At 61.7% G+C, this 25,803-nt stretch carries 21 protein-coding genes and 1 pseudogene; 10 read left to right on the forward strand and 12 right to left on the reverse strand.

Going from position 1 to position 25,803, the window contains the following annotated elements; genetic code table 11:
- Window positions 1-33: 33 nt before the first annotated feature.
- From P5205_20830 to P5205_20850, 5 genes and pseudogenes are all read right to left on the reverse strand, one after another.
- Complete coding sequence (locus P5205_20830) at window positions 34-363, reverse strand: hypothetical protein (protein ID HSA12809.1); 330 nt, start codon at window positions 361-363, stop codon at window positions 34-36.
- A gap of 417 nt (window positions 364-780) precedes the next feature.
- On the reverse strand, window positions 781-1,953 hold the full coding sequence (locus P5205_20835) for a nucleoside-diphosphate kinase (protein HSA12810.1): 1,173 nt from the start codon (window positions 1,951-1,953) through the stop codon (window positions 781-783).
- A gap of 75 nt (window positions 1,954-2,028) precedes the next feature.
- Window positions 2,029-2,169 (reverse strand): annotated as a pseudogene (locus P5205_20840) (DUF5679 domain-containing protein).
- Between the two features lie 455 nt (window positions 2,170-2,624).
- Entirely contained in the window at window positions 2,625-4,130 is a 1,506-nt protein-coding gene (locus tag P5205_20845; GenBank protein ID HSA12811.1) for a long-chain fatty acid--CoA ligase, read from the reverse strand.
- A gap of 115 nt (window positions 4,131-4,245) precedes the next feature.
- Window positions 4,246-4,791, reverse strand: a complete 546-nt coding sequence (locus P5205_20850; protein HSA12812.1) for a peptide chain release factor-like protein — start codon at window positions 4,789-4,791, stop codon at window positions 4,246-4,248.
- A gap of 40 nt (window positions 4,792-4,831) precedes the next feature.
- Between P5205_20850 and P5205_20855 the strand changes: the two genes are divergently transcribed.
- Both P5205_20855 and xseA read left to right on the forward strand, forming a co-directional pair.
- Window positions 4,832-5,611, forward strand: a complete 780-nt coding sequence (locus tag P5205_20855) for a TIGR00282 family metallophosphoesterase (GenBank protein HSA12813.1) — start codon at window positions 4,832-4,834, stop codon at window positions 5,609-5,611.
- Between the two features lie 6 nt (window positions 5,612-5,617).
- Entirely contained in the window at window positions 5,618-7,018 is a 1,401-nt protein-coding gene (gene xseA / locus P5205_20860; GenBank protein ID HSA12814.1) for an exodeoxyribonuclease VII large subunit, read from the forward strand.
- Here xseA and P5205_20865 read toward each other — a convergent pair whose 3' ends face one another.
- Window positions 7,019-8,914 carry an immunoglobulin domain-containing protein gene (locus P5205_20865; protein HSA12815.1) on the reverse strand — a complete coding sequence of 632 codons (1,896 nt, stop codon included), beginning with the start codon at window positions 8,912-8,914 and terminating at the stop codon, window positions 7,019-7,021.
- A gap of 173 nt (window positions 8,915-9,087) precedes the next feature.
- Here P5205_20865 and xseB point away from each other — a divergent pair, with 173 nt between their 5' ends.
- The 3 genes from xseB to icd all read left to right on the forward strand — a co-directional run bounded on the left by xseB (window position 9,088) and on the right by icd (window position 12,925).
- Window positions 9,088-9,372 carry an exodeoxyribonuclease VII small subunit gene (gene xseB, locus P5205_20870; GenBank protein HSA12816.1) on the forward strand — a complete coding sequence of 95 codons (285 nt, stop codon included), beginning with the start codon at window positions 9,088-9,090 and terminating at the stop codon, window positions 9,370-9,372.
- A gap of 79 nt (window positions 9,373-9,451) precedes the next feature.
- A complete protein-coding gene (dxs, locus tag P5205_20875) occupies window positions 9,452-11,443 on the forward strand; it encodes a 1-deoxy-D-xylulose-5-phosphate synthase (GenBank protein ID HSA12817.1) in 1,992 nt (663 codons plus the stop codon).
- A gap of 225 nt (window positions 11,444-11,668) precedes the next feature.
- Window positions 11,669-12,925, forward strand: a complete 1,257-nt coding sequence (gene icd / locus P5205_20880) for an NADP-dependent isocitrate dehydrogenase (protein ID HSA12818.1) — start codon at window positions 11,669-11,671, stop codon at window positions 12,923-12,925.
- Window positions 12,926-13,114: 189 nt separating this feature from the next.
- Here the strand turns inward: icd and P5205_20885 are convergent, their stop codons facing one another.
- From P5205_20885 to P5205_20905, 5 genes are all read right to left on the reverse strand, one after another.
- The gene (locus P5205_20885; GenBank protein HSA12819.1) at window positions 13,115-16,066 is read right to left on the reverse strand and encodes a M56 family metallopeptidase; all 2,952 of its coding nucleotides are present in this window, start codon (window positions 16,064-16,066) and stop codon (window positions 13,115-13,117) included.
- A gap of 25 nt (window positions 16,067-16,091) precedes the next feature.
- A complete protein-coding gene (locus P5205_20890) occupies window positions 16,092-16,484 on the reverse strand; it encodes a BlaI/MecI/CopY family transcriptional regulator (protein HSA12820.1) in 393 nt (130 codons plus the stop codon).
- 341 nt (window positions 16,485-16,825) lie between these two features.
- Entirely contained in the window at window positions 16,826-17,674 is an 849-nt protein-coding gene (locus P5205_20895) for an SDR family oxidoreductase (protein HSA12821.1), read from the reverse strand.
- Complete coding sequence (locus P5205_20900; GenBank protein ID HSA12822.1) at window positions 17,671-18,552, reverse strand: carbon-nitrogen hydrolase; 882 nt, start codon at window positions 18,550-18,552, stop codon at window positions 17,671-17,673. The genes P5205_20895 and P5205_20900 overlap by 4 nt, the downstream gene beginning before the upstream one ends.
- Window positions 18,549-19,598: a serine/threonine-protein kinase gene (locus P5205_20905; protein HSA12823.1), complete on the reverse strand. Its 1,050-nt coding sequence runs from the start codon at window positions 19,596-19,598 to the stop codon at window positions 18,549-18,551. Before P5205_20905 ends, P5205_20900 begins: the two co-directional genes overlap by 4 nt.
- Before the next feature lie 323 nt (window positions 19,599-19,921).
- Here P5205_20905 and P5205_20910 point away from each other — a divergent pair, with 323 nt between their 5' ends.
- From P5205_20910 to P5205_20920, 3 genes are all read left to right on the forward strand, one after another.
- Window positions 19,922-20,209: an HU family DNA-binding protein gene (locus tag P5205_20910; GenBank protein ID HSA12824.1), complete on the forward strand. Its 288-nt coding sequence runs from the start codon at window positions 19,922-19,924 to the stop codon at window positions 20,207-20,209.
- A gap of 140 nt (window positions 20,210-20,349) precedes the next feature.
- Complete coding sequence (locus tag P5205_20915; protein HSA12825.1) at window positions 20,350-21,372, forward strand: 2-dehydropantoate 2-reductase; 1,023 nt, start codon at window positions 20,350-20,352, stop codon at window positions 21,370-21,372.
- Between the two features lie 629 nt (window positions 21,373-22,001).
- Complete coding sequence (locus P5205_20920; protein HSA12826.1) at window positions 22,002-23,348, forward strand: glutamate--tRNA ligase family protein; 1,347 nt, start codon at window positions 22,002-22,004, stop codon at window positions 23,346-23,348.
- 32 nt (window positions 23,349-23,380) lie between these two features.
- Here P5205_20920 and purE read toward each other — a convergent pair whose 3' ends face one another.
- Complete coding sequence (gene purE, locus P5205_20925) at window positions 23,381-23,875, reverse strand: 5-(carboxyamino)imidazole ribonucleotide mutase (protein ID HSA12827.1); 495 nt, start codon at window positions 23,873-23,875, stop codon at window positions 23,381-23,383.
- Between the two features lie 35 nt (window positions 23,876-23,910).
- Between purE and P5205_20930 the strand changes: the two genes are divergently transcribed.
- A complete protein-coding gene (locus tag P5205_20930) occupies window positions 23,911-25,167 on the forward strand; it encodes an MFS transporter (GenBank protein HSA12828.1) in 1,257 nt (418 codons plus the stop codon).
- Window positions 25,164-25,778 (forward strand): CDP-alcohol phosphatidyltransferase family protein, encoded by a 615-nt coding sequence (locus P5205_20935; GenBank protein ID HSA12829.1) that lies wholly within the window; start codon window positions 25,164-25,166, stop codon window positions 25,776-25,778. Before P5205_20930 ends, P5205_20935 begins: the two co-directional genes overlap by 4 nt.
- Window positions 25,779-25,803 lie beyond the last annotated feature (25 nt).

Below are 25,803 nucleotides of genomic sequence, written 5' to 3' on the forward strand. Positions count from 1 at the left end.
CAAGCACTTTTTCACCTATTTATGCATTTTTCTTCACGAGGCTAAGGATTGAGGATAGATGCTTCGGTCGAATCCGTCAGGGATGAATTTGCTCCAGCCCGTTCCCCCATAACTACTCACCTGAATCTTGTAGGTGGAATAGCCGGCCATGTTGAAGCTGATTTGCCCGGCGGTGGTGCTCAGATTCAGCGTCTGGGCGCCGCCATCCAGGATGGCCCGCACGTCGTAGGCGTTCTGGTTCAAAATAAAGGACACGTCGTCGCCGGTCTTAACGACACCCGACGCATACGAAACCGCCATCGCAGACGAGGCCAACCCGATCACGACAACGCCGACCAACAGACCAATTAGCTTAGCTTTCATTGCTTGTTCCTCTCAGTTGCGGGTTTGAGTCTAAGACTCTCACATTGTTCAATGGCAAAACAGACTACTCGATAACAACCAATATGGTGCTCGTTTATGAAAAACTGTCGGTTTTGTCAACAAGAAAGTTAAGGAAAATGCAGGGCCTCAGTCTGGGGTGGGGCCGCCTCGCCGAAGCGGCCAAACGATGGCAATTTCGGCGAAAGCGCCCTGCCAGACTGAGGGATTTCATTGGCACGCGGTTTGCAGGGGGCGTGGCGTTTTGCTTGTAGGCCGCGTGCCCTTACGCGGCGCAACATTGCCTGCGAAACCGGCGCGCGGGCATCCTGGCCGATTACAAAGTTGGCTTGCTCGAAGCGGCCAAGAAGTCCGCGCGCCGGTCTGCCGGCATTGCGGGCGGAACATGCAGCTTCCCGGCTAAGCTTTGCGGTAAAACTGCTCGATGACCTGGCGGAAGTTGTTCTCGGCGACGTTGACGATGCCCATTTCGCGCCTGGCGTTCTGTTCCGAGTCGCTGGCGTGGGCGGCGTTGACCATGATGGTCTGGCCGAATTCGCGGCGGATGGAGCCGGGGGGGGCTTTGGATGGATCAGTGGGGCCGAGCACGTCGCGGATTTTGCCCACGGCGCCGACGCCTTCATAGACCAGTGCGATGCATTTTTCGGAGCCGGGCTGGTGTTCTTCGCCTGGCGGGCACTCGGAGGGGGCCCGGCCGGACATGAAGCGGATGATGTTGTTGAACTGGTTGTCGCCGAAGGAAGGCCCCAGGATTTCGCCGAGCTGCTGTTCCTGTTCGCGGGCGAGCTTGAAGCCGAGTTCCATCTCGATGGCCGCTTTGGCCTTCGCGGCCACGACGTCCTTGAGTTTGGTGCGGAGGGTCTCGCGCACGGGGCCGTAGAATTGCAGGGCCTGGGCGACGCTCATCCGGTGGACTTTGACGCCGACGATGTAGAGGCCGGTGCGGGAGAAGAAGTCAATCATGTTGCCGGGCCGGCCGGTGGCGAAGCGGAAGTTCTCCGGTTTGAGCAGCACGAGGGTCCTTTGGGCCTTTTCGCCCGGCTGGTAAGTGATGACGTCTTCCACGACGCCGCCGTCCGAGTCTGAGTACTCGGCCCAGAGCTTGAGTTTTTGCTCGGCCTCGTCGGGCGTGGGCGCGGCGAGCACCGCCGGCTCGAAGTAGCGCAGCTTGTCGTTTTCGTCCGTGATCAGGTCGCCGTAGGTATCGCGGATCGTCTCGCCGACACGCCGGTCCGGGCCGACATTGCCGACGACCGAGCGGGTCTTGCGCACGGCGTCTTCGCCCTGGAAGAGCAGCACCATGACCCGGCGGCGGCGGCCGGTCTTGGGGTCCGGGGAGAGGTTGCGCAGGATGTAGTCGTAAATGAGCTCCTGGATGCGGCGGTCCTGGGGGTCGTCGGCGGAGATGGTCTGTTCGGCGTATTTCTTAACCAGTTCGGCGCTGGGGGCGAACATGCGCGCGGCGACCAGTTCACAGCCGGTGCGGCTGGTCAGGCGGGACAAGATGCCGCCGGTGCGCGACTTGTGGAGGGAATAGGGTGTGACGATGACGTAGGCGAGTTGCTGGGGCATAGGTTAGTTGGTCGGCGGGGGCGTGGACGGCGCGGACGGGGCGGGGGTGGCGGCGGCGGCGGGAGGCGTGGCTTTGCCGCCGAGGATCTTAAACATGACGGTTCCGCATGTCGGGCAGTTGCCTTTGATGGCTTTACGCCCGTTCTTCATCGTTTCCTCGACCGCATTCACGATTTCTTTCTTGGCCTTGCATTTGACGCAGTATCCTTCGGGCATAGAGTTTTTCCGCGACGAAGCTTCATGCCTCGTGGCAGTTATGGGCTATAGTCTAGGGGGTGACGGTCCCCACCGTCAACTGGGAAAAGGCAGATTCTTGGGAGAGGACCGAATATTTGCGGTTCCGGGGGCTAATCGGGGGTTCCGGATGGTCGTTGCAGGTGATTTCGGGGCACAGGAACTGGCCGTTTTTGCCCGTGTAAGCTCCGGAACCCCGCTATAGCGGCCAAAATTGGTTTTGGCCAATGCCGGGGCTTCCAAGGGTGTTTCTAGTATAAGTTGTTTAACGGCAATATGTTATGCAGAAAGAGGCCGAATGTGTCAAGGCTGTATCTACGGTGTGGATATGGTGTGGATACGGCGAGGATACGGTGAGGAGCCCTTGGCGATCGCGGAAGTTGTTGAAATGGAGGAACTTAACAGGCGTGAAGTTTGGTGGCGGTAGCTGACGTTTCTCAGGTCGGCAGGTTCAAGTCCCGCAGGGCGGTTTTGAGGATTTTGCCGGTTGCGTTGCGGGGCAGGGCGGGCAGGAAGACCACTTTGCGGGGCACCTTGTAATCGGCCAGTTTCCGTCGCAGGAAGTGCTGAATGGCCTTCTCTTCGAGAGTCGCGCCGTCGCCAGGGGCCACGAAGGCTATCGGCTGTTCGCCTTTGCGCGAGTCCGGCTTGCCGATGACCGCCGCCTCCTTCACGCCCGGGAACTGGTAAAGCACCTCCTCGATTTCACGGGGATAGACGTTGATGCCGTTGACGAGCAGCATGTCCTTCTTGCGGTCGGTGATGAAGAAGTAGCCATCCTCGTCGTGGTAGCCGATGTCGCCGGTCAGGAGCCAGCCATGGCGCATGACCTTGGCGGTCTCTGTCGGGAGTTTCCAGTAGCCGAGCATGACGTTGCCGCCGCGCACGCATAGTTCGCCGATCTGGTTGGGCCCCAGCTCGCGCCCGGAGTCGTCCTGGATGCTGACCTGGACGTTCGGGAGCGGCGGGCCGATGGAGCCTGCTTTGCGGGTGCCGTCCAGCGGGTTCTTTGTGACGACGGGGCTGGCTTCGCTCAGGCCGTAGCCTTCGATGAGCGGGATGTGGAACTTGGCTTCGAATTCCTTGAGTACCTGCGCGGGCAAGGGCGCGGCGCCGCTGATGCAAAGGCGCAAGGGCAGGGGGACCGGGACAGGCGCGTTGACCATGCTGCGGTAGAACTGGGGAATGGCCGGCAGGACGGTGGCTTGCCGCTGGAGGATTTCCTGGAGGACGTTCCGGACGGGATGGAGGGACTTGACCAGGACGACCGATCCGCCCACCAGCAGCGGCAATAGCAGCCCCACCGTGAGCATGTAACTGTGGAACAGGGGCAGCAGCACCGCAAACCGGTCCGACGCGATCGTGTGGAGCACCAGCCTGCAACTCTCGACATTGTGCAGGAGGTTCCCGTGGGACAGCATTGCTCCCTTCGGCCGGCCGGTGGTGCCCGACGTGTAGATGATCACCGCCAGGTCGGGCTCCGCCTGCGTGGGGAGTGGCTCGGACATTCCCTGGGGGCCTGGCCCGGCGTCTGCAGTTCCTTGCCCCTGGTCTTGATCCACCCGGAACAGCCTCAAACCTGGCCGGGCTTCCTCCAGCGCGCGGTGATGCGTCCCCAGCTCGTCGTCTGTGATCAGCGCGTCAATTTCGGCGTCGCTGAGGATGTAGTTGACCTCGTCGGCCTTGAGGAAGTTGTTGATTGGCACGACAACCGCGCCGGCGCGCAGAATGCCGAACAGCGAGGGGACGAATTCGGGGCAGTTCTTGAGCCACAGGCCCACGCGGTCGCCGGGTTTGACCCCAAGCTTCTGCTGGAGCTGCCTGGCGATATGGCCTGATTGTCGCCAGAGTTCGGCATACGAATACTCACGTTCGCCCCAGAAAAGGGCGATCTTCCGGGGCTGTCTTTCGACGGACTCTGCGAATGCGGCGGCCAAGTTCATGCGGGCAACACGCTAGCGGGAATTTCCCTCCCGGCGCAAGGCGCGCTTCGGAGGAAGCGTTGGAAGCAATGGGGAGTAAGGATTGCGCGAGGCGGCGAATACCAATGGCGGCGGGTTAATCGGCGCTGACGCGGCGCCGGGCCTCCTTTTTGGAGGAATGGCGGGCTTTATCGGCCAGGATGCGCAGTTTGGCGCGGCGGCTGCGGCGACGCTTTTGGCGGCGGATCTTCTCTCGCTGGGCGCGCTCGGCTGCCACGCGGCCGGTGCGCCGCTCCTCGATCTTATCGAGCAGGAGACGGCGCGCCAGGAAGCGGTTGAGCCCCTGGTGGCGCGTGGCCTGGCACTTGATCTGGAGGCCCGTAGGGCGATGGAGCAACATGACGCAGGTCGAGGTCTTGTTGACGTTCTGTCCGCCGTGCCCGCCCGAGCGGACGAAGTTTTCTTCAATATCCGTCTCGCGGACGCCCAACGCAGCCATGCGCTGAGCGAGTTGGGCTTCTTTGTCGTCTCCGACGGGATAGGCATTCATGCTCGCAGCATAGCCAAGGTTCACCATGAAATACACGAAATACACGACGACAAAAGAGGAGGCATGGGCGGCCTTGGCGGTGGCGGTTTGGGGTCCATTCGCCTTTGGCGCGAGCAGGCCAGGGCAAGCCAAATCGGCTTGCCGACGGGCAGGCGGGGTTTACTGTGGGGGCGTGAAACTGCTGTTCATCGCGGATATCGTAGGGCAACCGGGGCGGCGCGCGGTCAGGGAGCTTCTCCCACAGTTGCGCCAGCAGCATCAGTTGAGCGTGGTGGTAGGCAACGGCGAGAACTCCGCCGGGGGTTCGGGTATTACGATGAAAACGGCCGAGGAGCTCTTTTCGGCCGGGGTGGACATCATTACCTGCGGGGACCATCTCTGGGACCAGAAGGAGGTCATGGGGCTGCTTGAAAGCGAGCGCCGGTTTGTGCGACCATTGAACTATCCGCCCGGGACACCAGGGCAGGGGAGCACGATCTTCGAGGCGCAGGGCTTGCCCCCCGTGGCGGTTCTCAACCTGCAGGGGCGCACCTTCATGCCGCCGCTGGAGAACCCATTTCACGCCGCCTTGGCTGAAGTGGAGCGCCTGCGGCGCACCACCAAGCTCATCTTTGTGGATTTTCATGCGGAGGCGACGTCGGAGAAGATCGCGTTGGGACGGATGCTCGACGGGCAGGTGAGCGCGGTCGTTGGGACGCACACGCACGTCCAGACCGCGGACGAGCAGATTTTCCCCGGCGGCACGGCGTTTCTGGCGGATGGCGGGTTCACCGGGCCGCATGAGAGCGTACTGGGGCGTGAGATTAAGCCGATCATCCGGCGGTTTATGACGAGCATGCCGCAGAAGTTCGAAGTGGCCAAGGAGCGGGTCTTGTTGCAGGGCGCGGTGGTGGAGATTGATGAGCACACGGGGCACGCGAAGGCCATTCAGCGCGTGTCCCAATCCCTTTGAACTGCAATGCCCAAGCCGGTTAAATTACAGTGGGACTTCGGAGAGCTGTTCCCGGCGCAGTCTCACGCGGCGCAGCGCAAGGTCCTGTCGGTCACCGAACTGACGTGGAAGATCAAACGGCTGCTCGAACAGCGGATGGGCGAGATTTGGGTGACCGGCGAGATTACCAATCTGCGCCTGCAAAACTCCGGCCACATATACTTCACGCTCAAGGACGCAGGGGCGCAGTTAAGCTGCGTGCTGTTCCGGGGCGCGGCTCAGGTGGATCGCTCGTTGTTGCAGGATGGGCGGAAGGTGACTTTGCAGGGGGAGGTGACGGTTTATGAGCCGCGCGGGCAATACCAGTTGCGGGTCACGAAGGTTGAGTTGCAGGGTGTCGGCGCACTGCAGGCGGCCTTTGAAAAACTGAAGCAGCGGCTCAAGGCCGAAGGGTGGTTCGCGCCAGAGCGCAAGCGCCCTTTGCCGCGCTACCCCCAGTGCATCGGCCTGGTGACTTCGCCCACCGGGGCTGCCATCCGGGATGTGCTGCACGTGGTTAAACGGCGGAATCCCGCGCTTGAGATCATACTGGCGCCCTGTCGCGTGCAGGGCGAGGGGGCGGCGGATGAGATCGCCTCGGCCATCAGGTTGCTTAACGAATTTGGTGCTGCCCAGGGGACACTAGACCTGATCCTTGTCACCCGCGGCGGTGGCAGCCTGGAAGACTTGTGGGCCTTCAACGAGGAGGTGGTTGCCCGGGCGATATTTGAGTCCCGCCTGCCGGTCGTCTCGGCGGTCGGGCATGAGATTGACTTTACCATCAGCGACTTCGTGGCCGACCTGCGTGCCGCGACACCTAGCGCCGCGGCGGAGGTCATTACCGAAGGCGTATTCTCCAGCAGCCAGTTTCTGGCTGAATCCGCGCAGCGCATCCGGCAGTTGGTGGGGCAGCAGATGGACGACAGACGTTACGAGCTGACGCAAACCGTTCATCGCCTTGCGCGCGTCCATCCCCGCCGCCGGCTGAACGACTGGCTGCAGCGCCTCGATGACGCGCAGGCGAGCCTGCTGCGCTGCGTGAAACAAGCCGCGCGCCAGGAGCGGCTCGCCCGGCAGAGTCTCTCGGACCGGCTGGCGCGGGTTCGTCCGGCGCTGTTGCTGCGGCAGAGGCGTGAGGTGTTGAGTCAGTTGCAGCGCCGGCTGCGGGAGGAGACGCGCCGGCAGCTTGAATTGTGGCGCAGCGGACTTGGCATGCTGGACGCCCGATTGCGGCTGCTGGGGCCAGAGCAAGTGCTGGCCCGTGGCTATTCGATCACCATGGATGGGGCGACCGGCAAGGTCTTGCGCAAGGCGGGAGAGGTCAAAGCCGGTCAACGCCTGAAGACGCGGCTCAAAGTGGGTGAGGTCTTCAGTAAAGCGGAACAGTAATCAGGGACAAACTACGCGATAGAAACGCTGCGGTGCATCGGCCTGGTTCGTGAAGGAGACGCTTGTCTCCGGAGCCGAGGCCGTGCCCACATTGAGCCAGTTTGTGTCCTGGAGATTGGTATTTGCCTGGACAGTGTAAAGGAAGTTGCTGAGGCCCTGCCACTGGATGATTTCCGGCGATGTCATTTGCAGGGTCGGTGCGGGGACGATCAAGGTGAGCGAGGCATTTGAGCTGGTCGCGGTGCCGGCAGCGTTAGAGATTACCACAGAATAGTCACCCATGTCGGCGGGTTGAATGTTGGTCCGCGTATATCCGCTGGCATTTGCGCCTATAAGGTCCGTGGCGTTAAACCGCCATTGATAGCTCAGCGGATCGGTGCCGGTGGCGACGACGGTGAACGTGGCATGAGTGCCCTGGCTGGCGGCTTGAGCCGAGGGGTGGGCAATGATAGCCGGCGGAACGACGATGTTAAGCGTTGCGTTCGAGCTGGTTACACTTCCCGCGGAATTGGTTACAACAACGCAGTAAACCCCTGCATCGGCTGGCTGTGAATTCATACGCGTGAAACTGGTCGTGGTTGCTCCCGCAATGTTGGTCGAGCCAAACCGCCATTGGTAAGCGAGCGGTGCGGTGCCATCGGCCGCCACAGTGAAGGTGGCATTGGCTCCCAAGCTGACAACCTGAGTCGAGGGCTGGGTAACGATAGCTGGGGGAATGATGACGGTGAGAGTTGCGTTCGAGCTGGTTACACTTCCCGCGGAATTGGTTACAACAACGCAGTAAACCCCCGCATCCGCCGGCTGTGAATTCACACGCGTGAAGCTGGTCGTGGTTGCTCCCGCAATATTGGTCGAGCCAAACCGCCACTGGTAGGCGAGCTGTGCGGTACCATCGGCTGTGACGGTGAAAGTGGCGTTGTTGCCCCGAACCACGGTCTGGCTTTGCGGGTGGAGGGCAATGGATGGAGGATTGGTGACGTAGTTCGTCACGTAATAGGTCACGTTGAATGTCCTCATCACTCCCATGTGCTGCATACCGCTCATGTGGGAATCGCCTGATAGCACGGGAGAGACTTCGTTCAAAGGGGAGTAAACGGCAGAATCGAAGACCAATCCCTTGGGGAATGTGCGGGAGCCAATCGTGGTGGCAATGAGCTTGCCGCTGAGGCTCTGGCTGGGGAAGACGTAATCGTAACGTTCGTCTCGGCCTTCGTTGGTGTCCGGATCGCCCCCCGTTTCGGCGTCTGTGGGGATCGGGCTGTCGGAGAAGTTGCTGGCGAGGTGCTGGTAAGCTCCTTCCGATGAGTCATGAATATTACAATCGCCCGCTACGACAATCCAGGCGTTGGCGGGGAAATTGGCGTTGATGAGGTTGACCAGGTTGATTGCTTGAGCATTGCGCCGGCTGACGTTATCACCGCCACCGCTGGCTTTGAGGTGAATGCTGACGACGTATAGGTCGTTTGTGCCCGGAATGTCTATCCTGGCCCAGGCAAAGCCGCGGTCGTTTACGCCGGGGTCCACATCCTCCCAGGTGCCGCTGCTAATGATGGGCCAGCGGCTGACAATGCCATTGGGAATGCTGTAGCCGCCCGGTTCGCGATAATAGTGAAAACTGGTGCCAAAAGCCGTATCCACAAGCTGGCGGAGCTGGGTATCAGAGGTGCTGCCGTTGTATTTGAACTCCTGCATGGCAACAATATCGGGTTTCAGGCCCTGCAAGATCCGGATGCCCGGCGCCTCGTAGCTCTGGCCGTTTCCGGAGGTGAGATTGGACGCCATGACCCGTAAGGTCGCGTTCGTTTGGACTACGACGGGCGTTTGGCCAAGGAGATTCAACGATGCAAGTAAGACGCCGGGAAGCAGAAGACTCCCGGCCCGAGCAACAACATTCATAGGGAACGACAGGACACTAGTTGCATTATAACTATAACTAGCGTTTGGGCGCAAAAATGCAAGCCCACAATCCAACCAGGCGTTAGAGTTCGCCGAGGAATACTGCTCCAGCGCACCTGCGACTTTGCAACTCCCCACTGGACGCGACAGCATGTTTGTCCTAATCTCCGGTTGTGCCGAGAGCGCCGAAGAACGCGGGTCAAAGCAATCCCGCCGAAGCCTCCAGTCTGCCGTTTGAGGAGGCTTTGAAGCAGCTGGAAACCATCGTCGCCGCGATGGAGTCTGAGGATTTGCCGCTGGAGACCTTGCTGGCTAAGTACGAGGAAGGCACACGGCTGGCCCGAACCTGCCAGGAAAAGCTGGCGGAGGCCGAGTTGAGGATCCAGATGCTGGAGAAGGCCGCCGCGGGCGACTTGAAACTGAAACCCCTGGCGTTGCCGGATAGCGCGGACGAATAGAACAACGGAAAGCCGGGGCAAGGGAGTGTTGACACGAACGCTCCAATGCTCCAATACCCCAATATCCAGACTCTCAAGCATGAGCCAATATCTGCAGACGGTGGATGGCCCAGCCGACGTCAAGAAGCTGACGTTGGAGCAACTGCAGCATCTGGCCGGCGAGATCCGGCAGGAACTCATCACCGTGCTGGCCCGGCATGGCGGCCACTTGGGACCCAACCTCGGCGTAGTGGAGCTGACGCTGGCGCTGCATTACGTCTTCAGCACGCCCCACGACAAGTTTCTCTGGGACGTGAGCCACCAGATTTATGTCCACAAGCTGTTGACCGGCCGCAAGGCGCGGTTCGACACCATTCGCACTACGGACGGCTTGAGCGGGTTCGCTTTGCGCTCGGAGAGCAAGCACGACTGCTATGGCGCGGCCCACGCCGGCACGGCTCTGTCTGCGGCTCTCGGCATTTGCGCCGGCCGCGACCAGCGCGGCAGCGATGAGAACGTGGTGGCGATTTTCGGCGACGCCGCCCTGACCAACGGCATATCGTTCGAGGCCCTGAACAATATCGCTCAGACGACGAACAGGTTCATCGGCATCCTGAACGACAATGAGTGGGGGATTGCCAAGAACGTCGGCGCGATCTCCAGCTACCTAAACCGCCTCATTACCCATCCGTCCTACAACAAGCTCGCCCGGGATTTCGAGCGTTTTGTCCGGCGTTTGCCCAAGGGGGAAATCGCCTTGAAGCTTGCGCACAAGGCGGAAGAGGGGTTCAAGGGCGCCATCACCGACGTGGGCCTCCGCCCCAGCCCCAGCGGGATTGAGATGGATGGCCGCGGTGGCTATGGCAGCAGCCTGATTTTCGAGGAAATGGGTCTGCGGTATCTGGGTCCCATTGACGGCCACAATCTTGCATTGCTTATCAGCACGCTGGAGTTTGCCAAGACTTGCGACCGGCCTCTCGTCATCCATGTGCTCACCCAAAAGGGCAAGGGCTACGAGGCGGCGCTCAAGAATCCCGAGAAGTTTCACGGGCTCGGTCCCTATGACGTGGCTACGGGGGCAACCGTGCCCGCGCTGCCTGGCACGCCACCGAACTGGCAGGACGTGTTTGGCCAGGCCCTGGTCAAGCTTTGCCAAAAGGACAACTCACTTGTTGGAATTACCGCCGCCATGCCCAGCGGCACCGGTTTGAAGCATCTGGAGAAAGCCATGCCTAACCGTTACTACGACGTGGGCATTGCCGAGGAGCACGCGGTCCTGTTCGCGTGCGGTATGGCGACCATGGGGTTCCACCCCGTCTGCGCGATTTACTCGACCTTTCTGCAGCGCGCTTATGATTGCATCGTCCACGACGCAGCGCTCCAGGATTTGCCGGTCATCTTCTGCATGGACCGGGCAGGGCTCTCAGCACAGGACGGCCCAACGCACCACGGCTTGTTCGACATTTCCTACGTCCGCTCTGTGCCTAACTGCATTGCGATGGCACCGAAGGACGAGGATGAACTGGTAGATATGATGTTCACGGCCACCCAGGAACCGCATCCGACCTTCATCCGTTATCCGCGCGGCCCTGCCGAGGGCGTACCAATCAAGGAGCAGCCCCAGCGGATCGAAATTGGCAAGGCGGAGGTCCTGCGCGACTTCGCCCACAGCGGAGGCCGCAAAGTGGCCCTCTTGCCGCTCGGGAATATGATGGCGTTGGGACGCGAGGTGATGGGGCAGTTGACGGCCGAAGGCTATGACGTGGCCCTCATCAATCCTCGTTTCGTCAAACCGCTGGATGCCAGAGTGACGGAGTTGTTCGGACGAACGGCGGACCTGGTGGTTACGATGGAGGACCACGTGTTGATAGGCGGTTACGGAAGCGCGGTGCTGGAGGTTTACAACGAAAAGCGGATCAAGACCCCCGTCATACAGGTTGGGTGGCCGGACAAGTTTATCGAGCACGCCACGACCGTCGAACACCTGCGGAGCAAGTATGGGCTCACCGTGGAGAACACCGTGGCCAGAGTGCGGGTCGAATTTGCTAACGCCGCCGTGGACCGCCTGACCCCGGTCGCGCAGGTCTGCTGAACGCACTCGCGCGGGAGTCGGGCAGGCCGCGGGTTGCGGAGGCGGGCGTCCAGGTAATCCCTCAGTCTGGGAGGGCGCTTTCGCCGAAAGCGCCACTGTTTGGCCGCCTCGGCGAGGCGGCCCCAGCCAAGAGTGTGACCTTACGCGTTCAGTGTTTCTCCGCTTGAAGTTTTCCCGGCGCACGGTTACCTCTAGGCATACAGCAGATAAACGCAACTATCGACCATGCCCTATAAAGAAGTCACTCCACCCGCCGGCGGGAGGATTTCCGTCAAGAGCGGAAGACTGATGGTTCCCCCCAATCCTGTAATTCCCTTTATCCGCGGTGACGGCACCGGTCCCGACATCTGGGCGGCCAGCCAGCGCGTGTTCGATGCCGCGGTCCAGAAGGCGTATGGCGGCAAGCGCAAGATCGCCTGGTTCGAGGTGTATGCCGGTGAGACGGCGAAGAACAAGTTCGATAACTGGCTGCCCGATGACAGCGTCGAAGCCTTCAAGGAGTATTTGGTCGGCATCAAAGGCCCGTTGACCACGCCGATTGGCGGCGGCATCCGGTCACTGAATGTCGCGCTGCGGCAGATGCTGGATCTCTACGTCTGCCTGCGCCCGGTTCAGTATTTCCAAGGCGTGCCTTCGCCCGTAAAGCACCCGGAGAAAGTGGACATGATCATCTTCCGGGAGAACACGGAAGATATCTATGCCGGCATTGACTACCAGGCGGGCAGCCCGGAAGCGAAGAAGATACTCGAGTTCATGCAGCGGGAGCTGCCGGCGGCGTTCAAGAAGATCAGGTTTGGCAACGCGGCTGCCGACCAGATCGGCGTCGGCCTCAAGCCGGTCAGCAAGCCCGGGACCGAGCGCCTTATCCGCGCCGCGCTCGAATACGCCGTGCGACACAAGCGCAAGAGCATCACGATTGTCCACAAGGGCAATATAATGAAGTACACCGAAGGCGCGTTTCGCGATTGGAGCTACGAGTTGGCCAAACACGAGTTTGGCGCGGTGGAAGTAGATGGCGGCCCCTGGTGTAAAACCCCGCAGGGCATCATTATCAAGGACGCGATCGCGGACATCACCTTGCAGCAGGTGCTCACGCGGCCGGAGGATTTTGATGTGATTGCCACGCTCAACCTGAACGGCGACTATCTCAGCGACGCATTGGCGGCGCAGGTCGGCGGCATCGGCATCGCCCCCGGCGGCAACATCAACTACGTCTCCGGCCATGCCATCTTCGAGGCGACGCATGGCACCGCGCCGAAATACGCCAACAAGGACCGGGTCAACCCGGGCAGCGTCGTGCTCAGCGGCGAGATGATGTTCCGCTACCTGGGCTGGGCCGAGGCGGCGGACCTGATTCTCAAGGGACTGAACGGCGCGATCAGTTCGAGGCGGGTCACGTATGACTTCGCCCGCCTTATGACCGGCGCCACCGAGATCAAGTGCTCCCAATTCGGGGACAACATCATCGAGCACATGAGCTAAGGTGCTTCCAGGGGCGTGCCTGAATGGCACCCTGCCGGCTGGTTATCAGCCCGGGTGGGGTACCTTCGTACGGGGTAGCCACCGCCAAGCCACCGGCAAGCCTCCGGGAGCCACCGGTAAGCCACAGGGAAGCCTGAGGCAAGGTGGCGGCTGGGGATCGGTAGCTGTCCAAAATGGGACATATTGGCTCTAACGCGGCGCTTGATTGGCCGAGTGAACCCGATTCCCTGCGGGGTCCACAATCGTCGGAGTGATGAAGCCCAGCAGGTTGCGCTTCTGCGTGCTCTTGCTTTCACTGCGGAAGAGCTTTTCCACACCGGGCAGGTTGCCCAGCACGGGCGCCCTGTCTCTGACACTCCCGACCTGGTCAGAGAGCAACCCTCCCAGGACGAGCGTCTGGCCATCCCAGACATTGACGCTGGACTGGATTTGGCAGACCCGAAAGACAGGCTGCGGGGGCGTGACTTGCCTGGCCTTGCCGTTGAGATAGACCGTGACACGGTTGGTTTGGCTGGCTTCGTATCCCACGAATTCGGTCAGCGACGGAAGCACCGACAGGTTGATGGTGTAATCATCCGGGAGGACGGTCGGAGTGATATCCAGCACCGGGCCGAACTCCATTTGCTCGGTCTTGAATGCCGCGTTGTCGGTGTCATTGGTGCCGCTGATGCCCGGCGGCTGCAGCGCCCGTTCATTGATGCCCCGTACTATGGTGCGGAGCTCGGCGACCTTGCACTGCGCCTGGCGACCACTGAGGGTGGTCACCTCGGGTTGAGCGAGCAGCTCCGTTCCATGACGCTGCTCCAGCGCCTTGAGCATCGCGCGGAACTGCGGCTCGGTGAGAATGCCTGTGAGGTGAAGGGCCTGGCCGGCGCCATTCGTGGCTGCGAGTTGGCTTGGCAACATTCTCAGGCCGGCGCTCGCAGCGTTGGTTGCCAGGACGGTGTTCAAGTGCCAATCAAGTCCTACCGCTTTAGCGTCCTCCTCGGACACCAGGACGAACCTGGCCTTGACGTTGATTTGAGCGGGCACGGTGTTCAGGACCTGGAGGGCCGCCTCAATAATGTCCAGGTCCGCCAACGTCGCTCGGACGATGAGCAACCCCTGGCGCTCGTTGAAATAAGCTGCCTTGCCCGGGTTTCTGGCCGGATCCATGTCCGCGCCCAGCCTGGTGAAGTAGTCGCGCAGCGCGGCGTCTTGCGTCTGCAGCCTCTGCTTCTCGTTGGCGCCAATTGGGCCGAATGGGTTGTTCCCGCGGTCCGTTAACGGCAGGTGCAGGCTGTCGAGCAGCGTTTTCGGGTCCACCTTAAAGGTGCGAACATAGAGAGTAGTGGTCTCGCGTGCTCTGAGGGAGAACACGATAGCGGAATCCTCGATGGAGTACTTGATGGGATGGTCAGCCACCTTCACGATCGCATCCAGCGCGTCCCCCAACCGAACGTCGGTGAGGGGCGGATCGATCTTGATGACGATGGCGCGCAGATCCACTTGCCCGGGCGGAGGCGCGGCGAGGAGATTGCCATCCGGCCCCAGCACCGCCGCAGTAGCGGCTGTGGCCGCGTTAGTGTCCTGGTGGAGGAGGAAGTTGATGCCGCGCCTTTCCGGGTCGCGCTTTTTGCACTCGTCGGCAAGGAAGCGCACTACTTCGCTCAGCGGCAGCTCCTGGAAGGAGACGCGGTCGAGCCGCATGTGGTCTAGTTTGCTGATTATGGCCGAGCGGCCTTGGCTGACGTTCGTATAAGACGCCGCGCTCTTGTGGCTTGGCGTAGCCTTGGGCGCTGACGAGGCCCTGTTCCACTTATCGATCTGGCCCTCGATGATATCCAGGTCCTGCAGCGTGGCTCGGACCAGCAGCAAGCCATTGCCGTAGTTATAATGAGCCGATTTCCCGGGGCTGGTCGCCGGATCCAAATCCACCCCCGCTTTAGCGAAGTGAGCTATCAACGCAGACACCACGGAACCCAGTTCATCGGTACCAACCGGACCCTTTGCCAAAGACAGGGCCTCGATCAGCGTATTTGTGCTGATCCGGAATATGCGGATGTAGAGTTGCGAACCGTCGGCCGGCATGGTGGGGCTGGACGTCGCACCCGCGCCAGTGGTGGGTGCAGGCGCATCGCCCATCGGCACCGCCAGCGCGGCGAAGCTGAGAACGCCCAGCACCGAGGTGAAGCCCAGGCCGGCCCGGCGCGGCGGCCGGAACTCCAGCAGCCGCTCGATGCGCCGGCGCAGCGAGCTATGCGACTCAAGAATGCCCACCAGCCCCAGCGTCGCCAGCGGACGCGGCAGCGCCAGCTTCGCCACTTCCAGGAGCGTCGGGGCGTAGCTTTCGGCCTCCTCGCTCAGGGCCAGCATCACGGCATCGTCCACCGCTTCCTCGCGCACGCGCCGGATGCGGGCATTGGCCACCCAGAGCAGCGGGTGCCACCAATAGACGATCTGCAACAGCGTCTGCAGGCAGTTGACCCAAACGTCGCCCCGCCGCAGATGAATGACCTCGTGCAGCAGCACCGCCCGCAACTGGGCCGGGGGAAGGCGCTCGGCCAGCGCGCGCGGCAACAGGATGACGGGCCGGAACAGGCCGCACACCGCCGGGGACTGCAAGCGGTCAACCAGCTTCACCCGTCCGGCAAGCGGCAGCTCGGGAAGCAGCCGGTCCAGCACAGCCGGCGCCGCCTGGGCGCGCGCGGCGTCGCGGGCCACCTGCGACCAGCGGCGCAGCATCCACAGGAACAACGCGGCGCTGACTGCAACCGCCCCGGCAAAGGCCCAACCGGTGGCGGACAGGGCAGGGGGCAGCGGGGCGACGTGAAGCGGCGTGGCTGGCAGAGGCACAACGGGCAGGGACCTGGCATCGTAGGTAACCACCGTCTGCGCGGGGGGACGTGGCGGCGGGGCCGTCTTCGCGGGCCGGAGCCACCAACCGGCGCCGGTGGGAAAGGCCAGGGACGGGGGCAGCAGCAGTTTCACCAGCACGACCAGCCAAAGCGCATAACGCACCGCCGCCCGCAGCTTGCGGCGCAGCAAGAGATCGAGTGCCAGCACCAGTCCGATCAGCAGACTGGATTGCCAGAGCATCGGCCATCCGAGCCGGGCAGCGGACTCCGCCCAGCCGTTTACAGACTCGATCAGCGAGTTCATGGCAGTAGTTCCTTGGGTTGCGTCGTCAGACCTTCCCCGCGTCCTTCTTCTTCGCCTTGATCAGCGCCTCCAGCTCCGCCAGTTCGGCGGCGGAGAGCTTGCCCGTCTCCAGGAGGCACTGAACCATCGGGGTCAGGGCGCCGTTGAAGGCGTGCCGGAGGGTGTAGAACAGTTCGCCGCGCTGCGCCTGTCTGCGGGTGATGGCCGACCGGTAAAGCGTGGGATGAAGAGCCTTCTCGGCCGCCAGCAGGCCCTTGGCCACCATGCGGTCCATCAACGTGCGGACGGTGGAATAGGTCCAGCCGGTTTGGCGGTGCAGCTTCTGGCGGATTTCCGGCGCGGTGCAGGGTTCGCTGTCCCAGACGGCCTTGATGATCGCCCACTCCGCTTCAGTCAACTCAGTTCTCGGTATTGGCATAGGATGGCATTCGTTGCCGGGCAGAATCTCTACATTTGTAGAGGGTGTCAACCACAATCTTTACAAATGTAAAGGGCGACCCAAGCCTTGGCGAACTGGCCGCACACTTCACTCAATGGGTGGGGATTCGGGAGAGAACTCCCCGAAAGGAACCTTCGCGCGTTGAACCTCCGAACCACCGGCAGCCGCGGACGTGAGTTGGCGCTATCTTAAGGTTCTTCGCGGATTGCCGGGGAATACCGATGGCAATCCGCCTTCCAGCGTGCGTGGCCGAGGTGGAGGTGGCCCGTCGGGGAAGGGGCGAGGCGGCCGCGATGCGTGGTGCGTGGGCACGGGTCAGGCTAGAAGGCTTCGTCCGGGTGGGCGGACAACCACTCCCTCAGGCCGGGGAGGGGAAAGGAAAGGAGCTTCTGGGCTCTGGCGCTATTCAACGAGGTGTCGGGCGCCCGGGGTGCGCCGGTGTATTCCTTGAGCGAGGCGGCGTCAATGCGCGGCTGCAGGCCTGGCCAGCGCGCGGCGAGGAGCTGGCCTATTTGCCACCGGGAGAGTCTCTCGCGGCCGGCAACGTGATAAAGGCCCGTGCTGCCGCGGCCCACTAATTCCCAAATGGCGCGAGCAGTGATTTCGGCCGGAATGGGGGAGCGGAACTCGTCGGTGAACTGGCGGACTGAGTTGCCTGCCTGCCAGGCCCGGCGCAACTGTTCGTTGAAGCCGCGGTTGCCAGCGGGAGAGGTGCCGCCGTTCAACGAGGTGCGGATGACTGTGTGCCCGGGGTTGGCCAGGAGCACTTGCTCCGCCGCGACCTTGGTCTGCGCATACACGCTCAAGGGATTGACGGGGGCGGTTTCGTCGTAGTCGCCCAACTGACCGTCGAAGACCAGGTCGGTGGATAGGAAGATCAGGGGGATGTCGGCCGCCAACTCGGCGAGGAGGGTGGTGACCTCGACGTTGAGCTTGCGGGCGAGCGCGGGGTTGGCTTCGCATTGCGGGCTTTGGCTGAGGGCGGCGCAATGGATCACGAGTTGCGGAGGCTGCTTGCGGAAGGCAGAGCGAACGGTGGAGAAGTCAGACAGGTCGAGCCGGTCGCGGGTGAGCGGGACGACGTTCGCGCTGGGGGCGTGCTGCGCGGCGGCGCGGACCAAGTAATTGCCGATCAGCCCGCCCGCGCCAGTGACCCAAACCGTTTTCAATCCAGCAGCCGCCGAGTCACGCCCGTGTAGGCGTCAATGCGGCGATCGCGCAGGAAAGGCCAATGGGTGCGCGTGTCGTCCACCTTGTCAAGGTCGAGCGACACGACCAGCGTTTCGTCCTGCGTGGGGCTGGCTTTTGCGAGGATTTCGCCGAAAGGACCGGCGACGAAGCTCTGTCCCCAAAACTCGATGCCCGCGCCGGCCAATTTCTCATGCCCGACGCGGTTAGGCACTGCGACGTAGCAGCCGTTAGCAATCGCATGGCTACGCTGGACGGTCTCCCAAGCGGCATGCTGTTGCTCACCCAAAGCTGATTTTTCCCGGGGGTGCCATCCGATAGCGGTGGGGTAGAACAGGATCTCCGCTCCTTGCAGCGCAGTCAGCCGTGCCGCCTCGGGAAACCATTGGTCCCAGCAGATCAAAACGCCAATCCTGGCGTAGCGGGTCTGCCAGGCGGGGAAACCGAGATCGCCCGGGGTGAAATAGAACTTTTCGTAGAAGAGCGGGTCGTCCGGGATGTGCATCTTGCGGTAGATGCCCAGCAGCGAGCCATCGGCGTCAATAACTGCTGCCGTGTTGTGATATACGCCTGCGGTTCGCTTTTCGAATAGACTGACGATGATTACCGCTTGCCGTTCCTTCGCCAGTTTCTGGAAGGCCGCCGTGGTGGGGCCGGGGACCGGCTCGGCCAGTTGAAAGTGTTTGTGGTCCTCAGACTGGCAGAAATACTGGGAGCGAAACAGCTCTTGAGTGCAGATGATTCGGGCACCCTCCCGTGCGGCGCGGTCGGCGGCGGCCAGCGTCATATCGAGGTTCGTCGCCGTGTCGGGTGAGCACGCCGCCTGGATTAGTCCGATTTTGACAACGCGATCACTCATCCAACTTCGGGGGGTGTCGTTGAAGGCGACTCCTCTGGCCCCTTGGTGTGGCCGCGCACAGACCGCTTGAAGTGCTTGGTGCTGCCCGTGATGGCCTGGGAGGCCACCGGCGGCACTGCCTGGCCAAACAGCTCGCGGATGAACTTGCCCAGCGTTTCGTTAGTGGGACCGTAGCCCGAGTGATAGATGTAATGTTCCAGGTCATACAGCAGCTCGTCGCCGCTCGCATAGCGCTTGTCGAGGTCCCGCTCCAGGGCGCGGTGGAGAATCTCGTTCAGGCGGTCGTCAATGCGCGGGTCCAGTAGCCGGAAGTCCGGGATGGGCAGGCCGATCATGCGCTGCCGGGATTCTTCCGACGTGGGGGCCTTAAAAATATTCTTACCCAGTAACAAGTGGGCCAGCACCACCCCGGCCGAGAAGAGGTCTGACCGCTGGTCGGTGATCTGGAAATCCGCCTGTTCGGGGCTCATGTAGTCGGCCTTGCCAGCCACCACCTCGCCTTCGTTGTCCACGAGGAAACCGCGTGCCTTGGCGATGCCGAAGTCGGTCAGCTTCACGTCTCCCTCGAACGCGATCATAATGTTCTTGAAGCTCACGTCGCGGTGGACAAGGCCCAGCGGTTTGCCATCCTTGTCGGTCTTGGCGTGGGCGTAGGCCAGGCCGCGGGCGACGCGGCTGACGACGAACACCGCCAGTTCCTTGGGCAAAATGCGTTTCCTGTCCGCCAACTGCTGAGCGAACTGCTCCAGGTTCACGCCGCGGATCAGCTCCATGGCGATGAAATAGACCCCGTTGGTCTCGCCCAGGTGATACGTCTGGACGATATTGGTGTGGATCAGGTCGGCCACCAGCTTGGCCTCACCGATGAAATTCTCGAGGAACTGCTTCTGGTTGGCGTAGTTCTGGCGGATCACCTTGATGGCAATGCGCTTGACGAATTCGCGCGCGCCGAGCTGCTCGGCCTCATACACAATTCCCATGCCTCCCTCAAATATCTTGCGCACGATCTCGTAGCGAAACTCGTTCTGAATTGTAAAGAGGGCCACGCGCGGATGTTGGTCAAATGCAATTTGATGTCAAGCCCCGGGTGCGCCTCGGGTGCGCATTCCGGTGCATCGCCGCCCGGGGCAGGTGGGGCTGCCGGGAGGCTGCAAGGTTTCCTGAGAATTTGGCAGTCCCTCGGTCTGGCAGGGCGCTTTCGCCGAAAGCGCCACCATTTGGCTGCCCCGGCGAGGCGGTCCCAGCCAAGACTGAGGCCTTGCAGAATTTCTCATTTTGTCCTTGCGCGAACCCGGCAATGAGTTTTAATTCACGCGAAGTCGAAAGACTCTAGGCAAGAACCAACAACAATTAACACACTATACTGATCATGGCTAAAGCACTCTCGAAATCACAAATCGCTGCCGCAATCGCTGAGAAGAATGGGCTGACCAAGAGGCAGGCCGTTCAGATTCTCGAATCCATCTGCGAACTGGCTTACAAGCAAGCCAAGAATACCTTCACCCTGCCGGGCCTCGGCAAGCTCGTGCTGGTCAACCGTGCCGCCCGCATCGGTCGCAATCCGGCCACCGGCGAGCAAATCCAAATTCCCGCCAAGCGCGTTGTGAAGTTCCGCGTCGCCAAGGCTGCGAAGGACGCCATCCTCGGCGCCAAGTAATCGAGCCCTTTTCAGAAAGGCACTCTGACGCGCTCAGGGTGCCTTTTTCGTTGGTGGGGAAGCAAGTGATGGGGTGTGGGATTGATGGGGGCGGGTCAGATCCTATGCACTGCTCCAGCGCTTCCCCGCCTCGTGCTCCTGTGAAAGTGGCTGTTGTCGGTTGTGGGGCGGTCGGAAGTTTTTACGGCGCCAAGCTGGCGCGCGTCGGGCACGAGGTCCACTTCCTCTTGCGGTCCGATTTTGATGCCGTCCGGGCTGGGGGGCTGCGCATCCAAAGCCCCGACGGGGATTTCCAGGTTCAGCCGCGCTGTGCACGGTGCCCGGACGAGATCGGCCCGGCCGACCTCGTTCTTATTGGGCTCAAGACCACTGCCAACCACCAATTTCCAGAGCTCCTCCCGCCCCTGGTTTGTCCGACCACCGCCGTGCTGACCTTGCAGAACGGCTTGGGCAACGAGGAGCAACTCGCCCGCCTGTTCCCGGTCGAGCAGATACTCGGTGGTCTATGTTTCGTCTGCTTAAACCGCATCGCCCCGGGGCTCATCCGTCATATTGGTTACGGGCAGGTTGTCCTGGGTGACTTTCAACGTCCGCCTGCTCCTCGCACCCGTGACCTTGCAACCTGTTTCGACATGGCCGGCGTGGCCTGCACGGTTAGCGATGACCTGGCGCGCGCGCATTGGGAGAAATTGGTTTGGAACATCCCCTTCAATGGTCTTGGGGTCGCCAGCGCCGCCGGTCCGGATGCCTTCGAGCGCCTCAATTTGGTCCCTGTGCCGGCTGCCCGCAGCTGCGGATGTCAATCAGCGCACCTTGATCGGGAGACAAATCAGCGCCGATTGACGGCGGCGGCGACGGAATGCCTGACGACGGACAAGCTCCTGGGCGATGCGGGATGGGCGAGGCTTGTGCGGGAGTTGATGCTCGAGGTCATTTCCGCCGCGCGCGCGCTCGGGCACGATATTCCGGACGCGTACGCCGACGAGCATGTCGAGCGCACCCGCGCGATGGGCGCTTACAAGGCTTCCACGCTGATTGACTTTGAGCGGGGGCAGGCATTGGAGCTTGAGAGTCTATTCCTCGAACCACTCCGCCAGGCCACCAGGGCTGGGGTACCTACGCCCCGGCTCGCGGCGCTGTGCGCGGTGTTAGAGTCCCTTTGAGGTCCAGCTGCTCCAAAGCCCGGTCGTCCACCTTAATATGGGGTGAAGACCCCATACCAATTCTCCTGGATTAAGGCTAAGTTGGGCTGGCATGAGAGTGTTCTTACGGGAAAGGGCTACCGGACAGTATTACCGGGGCCTTGGAAGATCTGGCGCTGGCTGGGTGGGGGCACTGGAATTCGCGACTGTATCAGCGGCTGCCCGCCACGCTATAGCCGAGCAGCTTTCGGAAGTGGAAATCGTTTTGAGGTGCGATTATCTGGATCGCGAAGTCCCCTTGCCAGTTACGCCGCTGTGGTGCGACCTGGAACGCGAGGACGGTCTGTCCCTAAGCAGTCCTTTGCCGGTCGGTGACAATTCTCTGCTGTCGGCTCCGACGCTGTCGGGAAGTGCTTCGATGGACACCGCCGCATCGCCAAGCTGCGAGTCGGCACAAAAGTAGGAAGCGAAGTCGGGACGTCATTGGCGACCGATGCATGCGCCATGGCTAGACGAGGCGGTTGGAGTTGGGGGTTGGGAGCTTTGACCTGGATTCCTGAATGCCGTGGGCAGGTTCAGGAACTGGCTGAGCGTGAATCGTAACTCGGCCTGGAGTTGCGGGGTGGGGGCTTTTGGTTCAGACTCGCCCAGTGAAGACACGCGTTCGTTTTGCGCCAAGTCCAACAGGTTTCCTGCACATCGGCGGGGCCCGGACGGCTCTGTTCAACTGGCTGTATGCCCGGCACACGGGGGGCACGTTCATTCTGCGCATCGAGGATACCGATGCCGCGCGCAACACGCAGGAGGCGGTGGAAGTGATTCTCAACGGCCTGCGTTGGCTGGGGCTGGATTGGGACGAGGGCCCCGCGACGGGCGATCCTGGCGGCGCGAGCAAGGGCGATTGCGGGCCCTACTTCCAGAGCCAGCGCAAGGAGAATTATCGTCGGCGGGTGGAAGGACTGCTTTCCAGGGGGCTGGCGTATGAGGTGGAAGGGACAATTAAGTTCAAGATGGAGCGCTCCCCGATCCTGATCCCCGATGTGGTCGTTGGCGACGTGCGGCGGGAACTGACGGATCGGGAACAAGCAGACCCGGATTTCATCATCGTGCGATCAGACGGGCAGCCGGTGTTTCACCTGGTGAACGTAGTGGATGATCTGGAGATGGGGGTCACGCACGTTATCCGCGGGGAGGATCACCTGAGTAATACGGCCAAGCACATTGCGCTGTTCCGTGCTTTGGGGGGCGAGCCGCCCAAGTACGCGCATATCCCGCTGATCCTGAACATTGACGGCACCAAGATGAGCAAGCGGGACAAGGGGGCCTCGCTCATGACCTATGGCGAGGAGGGCTACGTGCCGGCAGCGCTGGTCAACTACCTCTGCCTGCTGGGCTGGTCGCCGAAGGGCAACCGCGAGAAGATGCCGCTGTCAGAGGTGATCGAGACATTCGACCTCCCGCAAGTCCTCCGGCACAACGCGCGATTCGACCTCACTAAGCTGATCTGGCTGAACGGGGAGTACATCCGCGAGTTGACCGACGAGCGCTTTTACGAACTGTCCGCTGAGGCGCTGAAGCGCGCCGGCTTGGACCTCGGCAAATACACGGCGGATTACGTGCGGGCGGCGCTGGAGACGTGCAAAGGGAAGGTGAAGCTGTTCGGCGAGCTGCCGGCTTACGCCGGGTTCTACTTCAAGGAAGATATCGCCTACGATCCGGAGGCCGCGCGGAAGGACTTCACGGCGGAGAACAAGCCACGCGTGGCGCGACTGCGCGAGGCGTTGGCGAAGCTGGAGCCTTTCGAGGCGGACCCGATTGGCGCTGCGCTAAAGACCGTTGCGCAGGAGCTAGGGGTGAAGGCCGGCGTGCTGGTGCATCCGACGCGCCTGGCCTGCTGCGGCAACACCGCCGGGCCAAGCCTGTATCATCTGCTGGCCATCCTGGGCAAAGAGCGTGCGCTGGCGCGAATTGACCGGGCGCTGGCAAAGATGGGGTAGTATGGCCACCGGCTGATGTCGGTGACTGCTTATTAGGCAAGGTTGCGGTTTTTGGCCCGTGATTCCGTTGCCAGGCGGGCCTTGAAGGAGAGGAGCTTCTTTTGCAGGGCGGCATTGCCGGTGGCCAGAGTCTGAACCGCGAGCAATCCGGCGTTACGAGCTCCGCCAATGGCGACGGTCGCCACCGGTATGCCGCTGGGCATTTGGACAATCGAAAGGAGGGAATCGAGTCCCTTAAGGGCTTTGCTCTCGATAGGCACGCCAATCACTGGGAGGGTGGTAAACGCTGCTGCCACCCCGGGCAAGTGCGCGGCGCCGCCAGCCCCGGCGATGATGACCCGCAAGCCGCGAGTGTGAGCAGTGCTCGCGTAGCGCTCCAAATCCCGCGGGGTGCGGTGCGCCGATATCACGCGAACCTCATGCGGCACGCCGAACTCGGCACAGGCGTCCGCGGCGGCTTTCATCGTGGGCCAATCGGAGTCGCTGCCCATAATAATGCCGACCAAGGGCTTGGCAGGTTGCTTCATGCCCTGCATGATTTACTTTGGCCTGCCGAAACTCAATGATGAAATGGAGTGGTATCGCGGACTTCCTCGCGCTCCGGCGCAACACGGGCCTTCTGCTCGTGGCGCTGGTCCTGGCGGGCACGGGTGAGAAACTCTGGCTTGGGTTCGCGCCCAAGTATCTCCAGACTCTGGGGGCGAGCATCCTCGTCATCGGCCTGTTCGATGCGCTGCAAACCCTGCTTGGCGCAGTCTATGCCTATCCCGGCGGCTGGTTGACGGACCGGTGGGGCCAGCGGCGGTCGCTGATTCTATTCAGCGCCCTGTCTTTGGGGGGGTACGCATTGGCGCTGGCTTGGCATCATTGGCTGGCCCTCCTGATCGGCGCGTTTCTGTTCCTCGCCTGGAGCGCGTTGTCCTTGCCCACGACCTTCACCGTCGTCGCCACCTCGCTCAAGGCCCGCCAGCACACCATGGGCATCGGCATCCAATCCATGGTGCGCCGCGTGCCAATGATGCTTGGCCCGCTGGTGGGAGGGTGGCTGATCACCCGCTTTGGTTGGACGCGCGGCGTGCAGTACGCGCTGCTGCTTTGTCTGTTGCTGACGCTTCTCACCATGGCGTTCCAATGGTTCATGTTCGAGCCGGCACGGGGTGAAGTCGCCCCAGCCGGCGAGTCCAATGGCACAAACTTCCTGGCGGTCATAAAATCTTTCACCCCCGCGCTGCGGGAGCTGCTGATCAGCGACATACTGATCCGGTTCTGCGAGCGCATCCCTTACGCGTTCATCATCTTGTGGGCGATGAATCGCGGCGGCGTTGACGCGCAGCAGTTTGGGCTGCTGGTTGCCATTGAGATGGTTACGGCGATGATCTGCTACATCCCCGTGGCGCACCTGGCGGACAAATACGGGCGGCGGCCGTTTGTACTGGTCACGTTCATGTTCTTCACGCTGTTCCCGGTGACGCTGCTCTGGGCGACCAGCTTCGGCTGGCTGGCGCTGGCGTTTGTCGTTCGCGGCTTGAAGGAATTCGGCGAACCGGCTCGAAAGGCCTTGATTATCGGGGAGGCTGTGCCGGAGTTGCGGGCGCGAACGTATGGCGCATATTACCTGATTCGGGATTGCGTAGTGACCAGCGGGTCGTTTGTCGGGGCATGGCTGTGGAGCATCGGCCCCTATGCGAACTTCGCGGGGGCTGCGGCATGCGGGGCTATGGGAACAGGCTGGTTCTGGTGGTTCATCTTTCGGCGGAAGGCTGTTCCGGGATTGACGGGCAGCCCCGGGAGCGCAGAATCAGCCGGAACTCGGACATGACAACAGCCAACAAGATTACCATCCTGCGAATCCTGCTGATTCCGGTCTTCGTGGTGCTGACCCTCTACTACACCAAGGAGGGCAAGGAAGTGTATCGTGTGTTGGCGATTCTGTGTTTTGCCATTGCCGCTGTCTTTGATGGCGTGGACGGCTACGTCGCGCGGCGGTACAATCAGCGCAGTGAACTCGGTGCCATCCTTGATCCGCTGGCCGACAAACTGTTGCTGGTTTCCGGCATAGTGGTGCTGAGTTTTGATCACTCGCCGCATCTTGAGAGCGTTCCCCTTTGGCTAACGGGCACAATCATCGGGCGGGATATTCTGATACTGATCGGCATGCTGGTAATTCAATTGGTGGTTGGCAAAGTCAAGGTGCAACCGCGAATCATTGGCAAAATCGCTACTGTGTTGCAGATGGCCGTCGTACTTCTGATCTTATTGAAGAAGAAGGAGGACTGGCTTCCCGCACTGACTCTTGGCGCGGTCTTTTGCACGGGGATATCGGGACTGCTCTATGTGTGGGATGGCACGCGCCAGTTGAGCGCGCACCCTTCGTCGAGTCCGAAGCCCAAAGTCCAAAGTCCAGAGTCCGAGGAAGGGGCGCCCTCCTGATTCGGCAAACAATGCGCATAGGTAT

It is taken from the genome of Candidatus Paceibacterota bacterium, assembly GCA_035452965.1.
In the GTDB taxonomy this organism is placed as follows: domain Bacteria; phylum Verrucomicrobiota; class Verrucomicrobiia; order Limisphaerales; family UBA8199; genus UBA8199.